Raw genomic sequence first — 13,093 nt, forward strand, 5'->3', positions numbered from 1 at the left:
GCGCGGTCGCGTCGGGGCCCGGCGGCGAGCGGCGCTGGGAGCTGCACCAGCCGCCGAGCACCGGCGCCGTGTGGTCGATCGAAGCTGACGCGCCGACCCGGGTGATCATCGAGCGCGTCGAGCCACGATCGCCGCGCTACGCCGCGGTCGAGGTCGAGCAGGAGCTGCTCGAGTGGATCGCCAACGATGGGGCCATGGATCAGATGCCCACGCTGATCGGACCAGCTGACGACCTCTCCCGCCGCCTGGCGCTTCACGCCGCGCTGGCCGGCGAACTGAGCCGGCTCGGCGGGGGGGAGCGTCGCTTCGAGCGCGCGATCGAGGCGTGGCGGATGCTCGCGGCGATCAACCAGATCGATCGCGCGCGGCCGGACGTGCGGCCCTACTATGTGCGCGATCGGGCCCGGGACCGGCCGATTGGCCTCGACGACACGAAGCCGGTGCGGCTGGCGGTCAAGAACAGCAACGACTATCGCCTCGCGGACCAGCCGCGCAGCTGGACGATCGATCGCAAGGGTCCTGGACAGCTGCGGATCTCGGCGCGGGCGTGGGCGCCAGCTGGGTCCACGCTGCAGGCGGCCGAGCTGCGGGTCCACGCTGGCGGTCGCGTGATCGAGCGGCTGCTGCTCAGCGATCGCGCGGCGATGTACAGCGTCGATCCCGACACCGCGCTGCCGCAGCTCGAGCCCTTGTTGACCGAGGCCGGCGATCCGGTCGGCGAGTTCGCCGATCTGACGGTCGTGCTCGCGCCAGGTCGCCGCGACTACCAGATCGAGCTGGTCGGGGGTCCGGCGTTGATCTCGATCGAGGGCGCGCGTCGAACCGAGGCGTCGCTGTTGTCGCTGCGTGGGTGGACGCCAGGCAAGCGGGCCAAGGCGGCCACGCGGGGGCTGGCCAAGACCAGCGCGCCCGGACACGAGTGGCTCGAGGTGTTGCTCTCGCGTGAGACCCTGACGCCGCTGCCGATCGTCTCGAACGATCCTCGACTCGACGCGCTGGCCCAGCGCAGCCCGCTGCTCGCTGTCGCGATCTTGGCCCAAGCGGCCAGCGACAGCCGGCTCGACGAGCGCGCGATGGACCACCTCGTCGAGCGGGTTCGGCCGTGGTTGGCGGCCCTGGCTCGAGATCCCAGCGTGGCGCCCGAGGTCCGCGGGCAGCTGCGGACCCAGTGGTTGGTGTTGGCGGCGACGCTGGGTCGCCGCGAGCACTCGCGCTTGCTGGTCGAGCAGGTCGCTGGCGGGGCGGATCCGATCGGCGAGCTGCCGGTCGAGGGTCTGCGGGTGCTCGCCGAGCTGCTCGAGCCCACGCGGGCGTTGGTCCGCAGCCCCGCGCTGGCGCTGCTCGAGCTGGCGCGCACGCGGGCCCCCGCGGATGACGATCTGCGCGCCCAGACCCTGCGCTTGTGGAGCTTGGCGTCGACCTGGTCGCGGCGTCGCCCCGTGTCGCGGCACTCGTCGTCGGCGCTGCCCATGTTCGCCCCGGTCGGCGAGTGGCTGGTCGCGCGCGAGGGGCCGCTCGTCGATCCGGCCGAGCACGCCGACAGCTGGCTCCGCCTCGACATCGGCCGATCCGCGCGGGTCCGGGCCGAGTTGGGACCGCAGACGATCCGCCGCGAGCTCGATGACCCCTCCGACGACGAGACGCCCACGCCGGAGACTCGACGTCTGCGCCTGCTCGCCGTTCATATTGCGACGCCGCTGGGCGAGCTCGAGCCCGCGCTGCTACAGGTCGACGGCCAGCGTTGGTACAGCCCGCAGCTGGCCGGCGTCCAGCGCCACCAAGTGGCCGTGACCGAGGGTGAGCACGAGATCCGGGTCGACGGCCCCCCGGGGACCGTGGCGTGGGTCGACGCCCCACCCGCCGACGTGAGCGCGCTCGATCCCAGCGAAGTCGGCCGACGCGAGCGCATGTGGCCGCTGGCGTCGTCGAGCTGGTACCTGCCAGGTCCGGCGGTGCCCGGCGTGGTCCGCCTCGAGCTGCGCTGGCCCCAGAACATTCCGCCGCGGCCGGTTTGGATCACGATGCATCAAGTCGGTGAGTTCGAGCCGGGCACCGAGCCGCCAAGCAAGACCGTGCTGTTCGATCCTCGCACGCCTGCAGCCGCTGGCGCCACGCAGGAGCTCGACCCGGGTGTCCACGTGATGGACATCGATCTCGAGGCCTTGCCGATCCGCAAGAGCCCGTGGGCCTCGCCTCGCCACGACATCAACCTGACGATCGCAGGACCGACCGAGCAGCTGATGTTCGACGTCGAGGACGGGCTCGAGATCGCGGCGTCGCTGTCGCTGCGTCGGGGCCTGCGTCCAAGCGACCTCGGGGCTGGAGCGGGCGGGGACGCCGAGCTCGACCCAACCCTCGTCGAGGTGTTCGACGGCCTGACCGCGCTCGACGGGGTCAGCATGCTCGAGGAGCTGCGCCAACTCAGCCGGCTGCTGCTGGTGGTCCCCAGCGACCTCGATCGTCGGGCCCGGCGCGCGGCGTTGTTGCTGATGCTCGGCGAGACCGGCAACGCGCGGGCTGATCTGCTGCGGTTGGCGGCGTGGTCGGACCGGGCCGATCTCTTGCTTCGCCAGCGCGAGCGCGCCGACGCGCTGCTCGGTGAGCTCGAGCGCCGGTTCGACGCGCTGATCGAACCCCGCGAGATCGTCGTCACGGATCTGAGCCGCCCGCTCGATCCGATGCTCACCGAGCCCGCGCTCGCGGCCCACATTGGCGCGGAGCGAGCCCAGCTCGAGCCGTGGTTGGGGGTGTGGGGGAAGCTGCGCGAGGGCACCAACGACGACGCGCTGGCGATCGTCGAAGCCGAGCTGGCGCGCCTGCAGCTCGAGCGCGAAGCCAGCCCAGCGTCGACCGAGCTCGACGCCTCGCTGCTGCTCGCCGAGCTCACGCGGGCCCACCTGCTCAGCGCAGACGTGGGTCGGGAGCGCGAGGCCGGGCGCGCGTGGGTGGAGCTCTACGGGCGCATGCAGGGCGACCCAGGACACATCCGCGAGCCGATCGCCGTGGGGCTCGCGGCGGTCGGGCCGCTGCTCACCCATCTCGACGAGCCGGGCAGCGACGCGCGTGACGCTGGCTTGGCGTTCGGTCTGTCGCGGGAGCTCGAGCCAGGCTATGGCCACACCAGCGTGCGCAGGCTGGCGTTCATCGCCGCGCTGCGCAGCGACTGGAGCACCCTCGATCACAGCGAAGACAACGCCGGGTTCGAGCGCCTCGAGCTGCCCGTGTCCGAGCTCGAGCCCGGGCCCTCGGCCCAGGTTCGTGAGGCGCTGTTGGTCGCGCCGTGGTCCAGCGGCGAGTCCGAGCAGCTGATGCCCGGGCGCAAGGGCGTGCTGGCGTGGGACGCCACGCCGGGTCGGGTGACAGCCGAATTCTGGTGTCGCGTCGCGCGTCCCGATCTCGCCCCGGGGCGCGGCGTCGGGGCTGACGATCCCAACGCGTTTGGGCGCGCGCATGTGACCCTGCGCCTGCGCGCCAAGGGCCGCGCCCCGGTCGACATTCGTCAGGAGGTCGAGGTTCAAGACGCCAAGATCCTCACCGTCGAGCTGCCAGTGGGTCGCCGCGCCCGCCACCAGCTCGAGGTCGTGCTCGGCGACGATCCGATCTGGCTGTGCTCATGGCGGACCCGCACGGCGCCGAGCAACGCGAGCGACGACCCGGCGCAGCTGCAGGTGGTCGAGGCGTATCGGCGCGCGCGCTGGTGGACGGCCGAGTCGGGCAAGCCCGTCGAATTCATCGTGCTCGGGCCGGCGAGCTTGCACGTCGAGACGCGGGCGCTGACCACCGCGGACCCCGACAAGCAGGCCCAGGAGTTGATCGCGAGCATCGAGGCGCTCGGTGACGCAGCGCCCGCCGGGGGACCCGAGCGGGGCTTGTTGCCGCTCGATGGCGAGCGCGAGCGCGCCGTGATCACCGAGACCCGGCGCCACTTCGAGGTCGCCCACGCGAGCGGCCACATCGTGCTGCTGACCGAGGCACTGCCCTATCGGGTGCGACTCAGCAGCGACCAAGGTCGCGCGCTGATCCGGGCCCGGGTTCGGCGAGATCGTCCCGACATTCCCCCGCCAGCGCAGGTCTCGATCCGCGAGCTGGACCCGCGGGTGTCGCCCTATGTCGACACCTTCGACTGGCGCAGCGTCGGCCTTGCGAGCCCCGTGCTCGCGCGCGACGAGATCGAGCCGATCCGCAACCGGATTGGATCGCTCGATGCCCGCGTCAGGGTTGGACTCGACGACATCGGCAACGTCGACGACTTCGTCCCGCAGTTCGGTCTGCACGCGCAGATCGGCTGGCGTCGTGAGCTTGTCGAAAATCTGCTGTGGATGCGCGTGGCCGCCCAGACAGCAGTGCGGGTCCAGAGCCCGGTCGCGGCTGGCGGGATCATTGGCCTCGGCGCGCGGCTGCCCGTGATCGGTGCGCGGCTTGGCGCCGAGCTCGACGTGATGGCCCACTCGTTCCTCGGTCGCGCCGAGGCCAGCGTGCGCCTGTACGGCTTCGTCGATCGTCTGTTCTGGCTGGGCCGCTATGTCCAGCTGCGGCCCGGCTTGAGCGTGGGCCTGCGCTACCAGACCTTGAACCGTGCACGGGTTGCGAGCGCGCCCGGGGTGCTCGAGCCGCACCCGCGCGTGTACCAGCGCTACCTCGAGGATCACCCGATCCAGCTGCGTCCCGAGCTCGAGCTGCGCGGCTATCCCTTCCAAGATCTCGCGGTGTTTGGGGTGGCCTCGCTGATGCCCAACCTCAACGGCGATCCGGTCCCGCTCGACCACGTCAACGTCGAGGTTGGGCTCACGGGCATCGGCCGGCGGCCCCGGCCGTGGGTCCCGACCTGGGGGCTGAGCTACCAGCTGTCCTCACGCTTCGCCGATCGAGATCGCAGCTTGACGACCCTGCGTCATCGGGTCGACGCCGAGCTCGGGCTCGGGGTCTGGGCCCGCGACACCGCTCGCGTGGCGTTTGGCCTGCGCAACCAGCTGTATCTATCCAACGGCCCCAGCCCGGTGCGCGACATCATCGAGCTGTGGATCCGCGTGGACGCGGTGTTTGGCCGGCGCCTGCGTGACTACGGGCCCGGCGAGCTGTGGTTTGGCGAGCCGTGGGCTCCGCGCGGTTGGGGTGACGACGAGCACCAGGCTCGCTCGACCCAAGCACAGGGGCGAGCGCTCGCACGACCGCGCTGAACCGAGGCCCCGCACGACCGACCGCGCGCGAGAACTGTACACAAAGCGGATCGCGGCCAATTGCCTACAGGTTGCCGATCTGAGCGTCTGAGCGCGATGTCCCGCTCGCCGGTTCGGGCCACCGCGCGAGAATTGAGGCGTGTGAGCCGATCACGCGCCTTTCGTTCGCGGGACGGGGCTCTTGGCTCGGGTTAAGCTCCCGTGCCCCGCCTGCTTTCATGGCCCCACATCGCTCAGGATCCTTCACTCGCACGCCGCCGCCGGCCGCCGCCGTGGCTGCGCTGGTTCAGCTGATCGAGCAGGTCCTGCCGCCGCTGCAGGCACGCTGTCGGCGTGATCGCCTCGAGCCGCTCGCGCTGCGGATCGCAGAGCTCACCGATCCGCGCGACTTCGCCGGCGAAGATCGGCTGGGCCTGCGGCTCGCGAGCCTCGCCGTGCTCACCGTCCGCGTGATCGGTCAGCTGCAGCTCGAGCTCGCCGAGCTCGAGCGCCACGTCGCGAATCATGTCGAAGCCTACGCGCGGGCCAAGACGGACACCGCTCGCCGCAACCGCCTCGAGCTGATGATCGACGAGACCGCTGCCGACGCCCGCGCGGCCCGGGCCGATCGCCTGGCGCTCAGCCGTCACCTCGATCTCGACGCGCTGCGCGAGCGCTACGACGACCAGCGCGAGGTCTTGGTCGTGGCGATCGAGCTTGGCATCATGATCGTCGGCCCGGCGATCGAGCAGGCGTTGGTCGCCGAGGACTGGGACGCGAGCTCGTCGTTCGTGCACGACGCCTCGCTTGGGCTGTACAGCGAGGTCCGCACCGTGCTGGCCCAGGTCGAGCCGGTCTCGTTCTTGCTCAACCAGCTCAGCTTGCTGCGACGCTGGCCGTCGCGTCTGGCCTGCCTCGAGAGCCTCGAGGCCGCGCTCGCGTGCCTGGGCTTGCCGATCCTGCCCGCGCTGCCAGCGATCCCGGCGCTCCCGCGTGGTCGTGGATATCGCAACGAGTCACCGCAGCGCGGCGTGACCGATCTGCGCGCGGGCTTGTTGGTGATCGCCGAGGACGTCAACGAGCACGAGTGGGTTCAAGCGCGGGCGATCGCCTGCCTGCGGCGCGTTGACCCCGAGGTCCATCGCGCGTGCGTGCGCCGGCGCTTGGGCCTCGACGCGACCACCCCGCCCGAGTGGCCCAAGCGCGACTTCTTGGTGCGTGGGTTGGTGATCCAGCAGCTCGCCGCGCAGCTCGAACACAGCGCCGAGGCCGAGCTCTTGGCCGAGGCGATCGCGCTGGGTGACCCCAGCGAGTTCGTGCGGATCGCCCACGCCAACGCCCTCGAGCACCTGGCGCTCGAGCGGCCCGAGTCGTTCTTCGAATTCGCCCGGCTGCTCACGCGGGTCGGGGACGGCGCGGCCCCGGTCGAGATGCCGCGGGTCCACGCCAGCGCCTGCCTCGCTATGGTTCGCGGGCTGCGAGTCGCGAGCGACACCCAGGCCGGCGAGCAGGTCGCCGAGGTCATCGTCGAGCGGCTCGTCGCCACGATCGTGGGGATCAGCAACCCTCTGATCGCCCGCGTCGCGTGCGAGCAAGCGGCCGCGACCTGCGAGCTGCTCGCCGAAGCCCCCGGTCTCGAGAGCGCGCTGCAGCGACACGCCCACACCCTGGTCGAAGCGCTGCACACCTGCCTGGCCGACGTGAGTCGCAGCGCCTCGATCCACGAGGCCGTGTCGATTGCGATCGAACAGATCGACGTCGCGCTTCGGCGCGAGCGCGCGGCGTGGACCAAGGCGCTGAACGAGGCGGTCCAGCGGGTGCCATCGGGCGGCCAGCGGCGGATCCCGCTGCCGAGCCACGAGGGCCAGCGCCCCAGCCACGACGAGCTCGTGCGGATCTTGCCGATGCTGACCCGCAACGACTGGGGTCTAGACGTCGACCAGCGAGGCAAGCGGCTGTTGGTGCGGCGCGGGGATCATCGGGTCACCCGCATGTGGCGAACGCTTCACGAGCTGCGCCACCCGGCCGGCAACAAGCGCCAAGCGTTTCGGCACACGGTCGGTCGGCGGCTGGTCGGCAAGCTGCGCGCGCACCCGGGCCGGCTCGACGAGGTCACCGCGACCGTGGTCCCGGGTGAGCGGCTCAACCTCGACGCCGAGGGCGGCTGGGGTCGCCACCTGCCCCTCGTTGACGACTTGCTGGGCCTGCAGTGGCTGCGTGGGCTTCGGCGCGATCCGGTCGAGGTCCTGTCGAGCCACGGCGTCACCAGCATGCGCCTGCGCGGCAACCTGGCCCGCCGGCTGTGGTCGCGCTGGCGCTTGAATTTTCGCTACGCGGAGCTCTCGGAGCTGCGCCGTCGCGCGCTGATGGCCGACGAGCCCAGCGAGCGGCGTCGCTACGCCGATGAGCTGCGCAACCGCTACGGCGTCGAGCTCGAGTTTCGGGCCCACCCCTCGGTGATCGGCGAGCGCCCGGTCCCGCCGCGGCTGCGCGCGCTGTTTCCCGGGGACCCGAGCAAGGCCGCGCCCGAACCCGAGGCCCCGACCGAACCGACGCCGGATCCCGAGACCGATCCTGCGCCCGAGGCTGCGCCTTTGGGGCCGGCCGCGGTCGTCGTCGGCACCCACGCGCCAGCCCCCGAACAGCCGCGCGCCTCGCTAATTCCGATCGCCAGTCTCTCGGCCGGTGGCGCCGCGCTGCCGGATCTGCGCGCGGGCATGAACGAGTGGCTGCGCGACAACCTGCACTACTTCCTGACGCTCGAGGGCAACAGCCAAGAGGCGCTGGGCCTGTTCGCGCTGGGGCTGTCGGGGTGGTTTTTGGGCTCCGGCTACGCTCGCCGCCGCAAGATCGCCCAGGCTCGCGCCGCGATCCCGCTGTCGATCGGTGGCTGGGGCACGCGGGGCAAGTCGGGCACCGAGCGGCTCAAGGCCGGCTTGTTCCACGGGCTCGGGTTTCGAACCTTCTCGAAGACCACTGGCTGCGAGGCGATGTTCATCCACTCGGTCCCGCTGGGTCCGCAGGTGGAGATCTACACCTTCCGGCCCTATGGCAAGGCCACGATCTGGGAGCAGCGCAACTTGTTGGTGCTCGCCGCCGGGCTCAAGAGCGAGGTGTTCTTGTGGGAGTGCATGGCGCTCAACCCCGAGTACGTCGACATCCTGCAGCGCGGCTGGATGCGCGACGACTTTGCGACGATCACCAACACCTACCCAGATCACGAAGACATCCAGGGCCCGGCTGGGATCGACGTCGCCACGGTGATCGGTCGGTTCATCCCGGAAGGCAACCTGGTGGTCAGCTCCGAGCTCGCGTTCAACCCGGTGCTGCGAGACTCGGCCAAGGAGCGCGGCGCCGAGCTGCTCGAGATCGGCGACTACGAGGGTGATCTGCTCCCCGATGATCTGCTCGGTCTGTTTCCGTACTCGGAGCACCCGCGCAACATCGCGTTGGTCACCGAGCTCGCCCGGCAGCTGGGGATCGACGACGAGCTGGCGATCGTGTGCATGGCCGACTACGTGTATCCCGATCTGGGGGTGCTCAAGTTCTACCCGGACGTCCAGGTTCGCGGGCGCACGCTCTCGTTCGTCAACGGCTGCTCGGCCAACGAGCGGGCTGGGTTCTTGAACAACTGGAAGCGCACGGGCTGCGTCGATCTGGCCGCGGCCGGGGATCCGGCGCGCATGGTCATCACCGTGGTCAACAACCGCGATGATCGGGTGAGCCGCTCCGAGGTGTTCTCGCGGATCCTCGTCAATGACGTCGCCGTCGACGCCCACGTGCTGATCGGGACCAACCTCGCGGGCCTGCAGATCTTCGTTGACCGCGCGCTCGAGAACTTCGCCGCCGAGCAGGAGCTCGTTGACGCCGAGGCGCTCGTCGCGGGTGGGGCCGGCCACGAGCGCGCCCGCAACCGGCTCAAGGCCCTGTTTGGTCGGGTTCGCGGTCCAGTCGAGGGCTGGTGGGAGCAGCTGTGCACGCTGCTGCGGCTGGGCCTCGCCGCGCTCGGTCGCCGCTTCGATCCCGACAGCGCCGAGGCGCTCGCGCTGCAGTCCTGCGTCGCCAAGCTGCGCGGCAGCGAGGGCAGCCACGAGTTCGAGCCCGTCGTCGCCAGGCTCGCCAGCGACAAGGAGCTCAACGCCGCGGTCCGCCAGGTCCACGATCGCAGCGCCGAAGATCCAACCCTCATCCACCCCCACGAGGTCGGCCGCGCCGCAGACTATGAAGATTTGCTCGCCCACTTGCGTGATCGCATCGCGCGGATCGTGATCGCCGGCCGGTTCGCCGCCAAGCTCGAGCCCGTGCTCGAGGCCCGCAGCCCCGCGGCCCTGACCAGCTTCACGACCGAGCTGACGCGGGCCTGGATCACCTTGTTTCGGGCCCAGGTCATCATCGTGTGGGACTCTGGGGCGACCGGCGATCAGATCATCGATCAGTGCGCCCGGGCCGTCCCGCCCGGCGTCCACGTCACGGTCATGGGCACCCAGAACATCAAGGGCACCGGCCTCGACTTCATCTACCGATGGTTGGCGCTCGACGCCGTGTGCATTGGCCTCGACAAGCTCGACAGCGACGACGAGCAGACCCGCCTCGACGCCCTGCGCAGCCTCGACGCCCACTCGGACTTCGGGTTCACCGACACCGGCATGATGGTCAAGCGCCTGCCCGAGATGACCAAGGGCAGCGGCCAAGAAGCGTCGCTGCGCGCGGCCCTGCGCGAGAAGGCCGACGCGATCCACCGCCAGAAGCTCGCCAAGCTCGACAGCGCGGGCGGGGCCGCGGCCAAGGGCGGGAAATTCTGGACATCGATCGAAGGTTGGATCGACTTCATGGACGGCGCCGTGCGCTACCGGCAGTCGCGGCAGCTCGTGCAAGACCTCGTCGACTTCCGCGTCAGCCACAACAAGATGGCCGTCGAGATGCGCGAGATCTATGCGCGGGCCAAGGGTGGTTGGTTGGGGAAGGCGCTGGCGGCCAAGCTCAAGGCGCGCAAGAGCGGGTAGCGCCGCCAGGCTGCGACCTTGCATCCGCGCGCACGGGCCGAGATACTGAGGCCGATGGAAGTCGATCGTTCGCGCTTTTTGCTGTTGACCGCTGCCCTGGCCCTGGCCGCGTGCAACAAGGAAACCGAGACCAAACAGGACGAGAAGGCCAAAGAGGCGCCCGCGGCCGAGGCCAAGGAGGCGCCGGCAGCTGACAAGAAAGAGCCGGAGCCCGAGGCCAAGGAGTTCGGGGTCAAGGGGGCGCCCGAGCCGAGTCCCGATGGCAACGCGCTGCCCCCGATCGAGCCCGAGCCTGAGGAAGTGCCGGCACCCTCTCCGATCAAGGAGTAGTCGGCGAGCGCCGATCCGCGGCGCATGTCAGTCGCAAAGCGCGACCTTGTTGCCGTTGAGGATCCTCGCCCCGCCAACGTCGACGATCTCCGAGTAGTCCATCACCAGGCACTCCGACAGCTTCTCGTTGGTCAGCACCTTCAGGTCTCCACCGATCGAGGTCACGCCCAGGCCATCGAAGCTGGTCAGCGCGTCGTTGTCCTCGATCAAGAGATCGCCGCCCACGCTCACCAGGCTCTCGAAGCCGGTGAAGTTCTCGATGATCGGACTGCTCACCAACTGGAGGCTGCCGGTGAGTGAGCTGAGCGCCTCGAAGCCGCTGAAGTCGGTCAGGTCGTCGTTGGCGGAGATCTCGAGCCCTTTGGCCGAGGTCAGCGCGGGGAACGAGCCGAGATCCGTGAGGCCGCTGTTGGCGGTGATCGAGATCGAGCCAACCGTGGTGAGCTGCTTGAACTCGATCAGGGTTGGCATCACGTTCATGCCCGTGATGATCAGGGTCCCGACCCGCTCGAGGTTGCCGAGCCCGAGCAAGGTCGTGAGCTGCGGCGCGTAGCGGATCTCGAGGATCCCGACCTCGCGCAAATTCGAGAGCCCGGTGAGATCGGTGACACCATCGGTGATCGTGATGCGCTCGGGTACGCACTCGCCCAGCTGAAACTCCTCGATCTCTGCGTTGGAGCTGATGACGATGCTTGGACCAGGGGTGTCCGTGTCGAGGCAGCTGGGCTCGCCGGTGTCTGTCTCGGTCTCGCTCGCGACGGGGGGATCCTCGGAAGGGCAGGCGGTCAGCATCACCAGCGCGAGCGCGGAGCAGCAGGGAAGGGCAAGGGTAGAAGCACGCACCTCGGGAGTATGCCAGGGATGTCCGTGGACCCCAGACGGATTGTGGAAGTCTCCGTGGGCCCCAGACGGATTGTGGAAGTCGGGCTGGGTGCGACACACGTACGTGCGTCGCGCGAGGCGATCCACGATCGCGCGCCATTGCTGCCCGTGGCACCGCAGCCGCTCGCTCTCGCCGCAGCGATCGCAGGAACGGCGACGCGCTCGCTGTCTCAACCCGTGTTTGTCACACCCGTGTTCGACACCTCGCCCGCAGCTCCCAGGTTCCCGCGCAGCGGAGCGCGCACGCCCCGTCCTCCAACGAGGAGCGCGCTGTGGGTTGCCCGCGGCCTTCCGGCTTCAACGGGTCGAGTTCGTGGCCGCGGCTCGTCACCGGCGGCAACGAGCGGTAGCAGCCGCCGACCGACGAGGGGGTGGCGCGCGGTCAATCGGTAGTATCCGCGGCCGTCCGCGCCGCGCGTTGGCCTCGACAGGTGGTTCGCGTTGGGCCCTGCGGGCACACCACCGCCTCGACCGGCAGTCTGATGGAGCCGCTCCGCGGCGCGTTGGCCTCGACTGGGAGGGCTGGGAGGTCAGGGACAGTCGACGACGGCATCAACCAGTAGCTGCGGGCGCCTCGCGTGCGGGCCTGGACCTCAACAGGTAGTCGGGTCGGCGCTCACGCGACCGCTTGAACCTCAACGGGTACGAGCCGGCGGGCGCCTGTGCCGCCCGGCCGAGGTCTCAATTCAGGTTGCCGCGGGGAGCCGGCCCGCGGGTGTCGGTCATGTCGTCGGGCCGAGTCGTCCCGCGCTCGTCGCTACTCGCCCGCTTCGGGCGCGATGCCGATCTCGGCGCTGACCGCTGCCTCCTCGGCGATCAGCTCGTCGAGGTCAATCAGCTCGGACGCGTCGGGGGCCTGCTCGGGTTGCGGCTCGACCTGGCCGGCTCGCCCCTTGACCCGCTCGCGCTCGAGTTGCTCACGGACCGCGTCGATCGGTCGAAGCGCCGCACGGATCATCGCAATGTTCTCGGGATCATCGTCGCGGATCATGGCCAGGAGCGCGATCAGGTAGTTTTGGATGGTGCGCTGCAGGTCGAGCCCCAGCTCACGGAGGTTGACGCTCGAGCCGCGCTCGCGAGCCGAGCGCTTTTCGATCATTGCTTCATAGTGGCTCTGAGAGTCGCGCAGCGCCTCGTAGAAGTCCGGGCCGATCCAATTGCTGAGCGCCTCGCCGTACTCCCCTTGCTCGATGACGCTCCACAACGTCAGCATGTATTCGCCCTGTTCGAGGTACGACAGTCGCGTGAATTCGACCCCCGACGTGCCCAACAGACGCTCGCGGACGACGCGCGCGAGCTTGGCCTCATCTGCCGCGCTCGCGTAGTCAAACCCATCAGGTTGTTGGTTCGCGGCGAGCCGCCTGACCCCGTCGCGCTCGAACACCTCCCAATGCCCGAGTCGCTCGTAGAGCGCGACCCATAGCAAATCGACGACGCGATCGAGCTCGGCCTCCTCCGCCGGGCTCGAGCCGCTGGTCTCGATGTGTCGATCGACGTACGCCTGCGTGATTGTCTTGATCGCACTACCCATGACCTTGGCGGATTGCTCGAGATCGGGGCTGGCATGCTTGGGTTTGCGCTTGTGGAGCAGCCGCGCGAGGGCGAGCTGTCGGCGGCCCGTGGTGCGAGGAACAAAGAAGTAACGAGCGCGATCGAGGGCCACATTGAGCATGGCTTTTGACCCTATCGAAGAAGCCTGGGGGTGTCGACCACGCGCCCCGA

General features: G+C 69.8%; 5 protein-coding genes. 3 read left to right on the forward strand and 2 right to left on the reverse strand.

Features of this window, described 5'->3' with window-relative positions; translation table 11 throughout:
• The 3 genes from DB30_RS23455 to DB30_RS23465 all read left to right on the forward strand — a co-directional run.
• Window positions 1-5,177 (forward strand): hypothetical protein (locus DB30_RS23455; protein ID WP_165703916.1); only part of this gene is annotated, 5,177 nt, incomplete at its 5' end.
• 218 nt (window positions 5,178-5,395) lie between these two features.
• Window positions 5,396-10,159, forward strand: a complete 4,764-nt coding sequence (locus DB30_RS41625; protein WP_146660275.1) for a hypothetical protein — start codon at window positions 5,396-5,398, stop codon at window positions 10,157-10,159.
• 54 nt (window positions 10,160-10,213) lie between these two features.
• Window positions 10,214-10,489, forward strand: a complete 276-nt coding sequence (locus tag DB30_RS23465; protein WP_052552762.1) for a hypothetical protein — start codon at window positions 10,214-10,216, stop codon at window positions 10,487-10,489.
• Between the two features lie 27 nt (window positions 10,490-10,516).
• On the opposite strand, the gene DB30_RS23470 is transcribed toward DB30_RS23465, so the two are convergent.
• Window positions 10,517-11,332 carry a hypothetical protein gene (locus DB30_RS23470; protein ID WP_146660277.1) on the reverse strand — a complete coding sequence of 272 codons (816 nt, stop codon included), beginning with the start codon at window positions 11,330-11,332 and terminating at the stop codon, window positions 10,517-10,519.
• A gap of 796 nt (window positions 11,333-12,128) precedes the next feature.
• Window positions 12,129-13,043, reverse strand: coding sequence for a hypothetical protein (locus tag DB30_RS23475; RefSeq protein WP_052552766.1), 915 nt, complete (start codon window positions 13,041-13,043; stop codon window positions 12,129-12,131).
• Window positions 13,044-13,093: the final 50 nt, after the last annotated feature.

It is taken from the genome of Enhygromyxa salina, assembly GCF_000737335.2.
GTDB classification, from domain to species: domain Bacteria; phylum Myxococcota_A; class Polyangia; order Nannocystales; family Nannocystaceae; genus Plesiocystis; species Plesiocystis salina_C.

Excerpts from the sequence above, each read along its gene's own strand:
- DB30_RS41625 (WP_146660275.1), top strand. The coding sequence starts at position 5,396 with ATGGCCCCACATCGCTCAGGATCCTTCACTCGCACGCCGCCGCCGGCC.
- DB30_RS23465 (WP_052552762.1), top strand. The coding sequence starts at position 10,214 with ATGGAAGTCGATCGTTCGCGCTTTTTGCTGTTGACCGCTGCCCTGGCC.
- DB30_RS23475 (WP_052552766.1), bottom strand. The coding sequence starts at position 13,043 with ATGCTCAATGTGGCCCTCGATCGCGCTCGTTACTTCTTTGTTCCTCGC.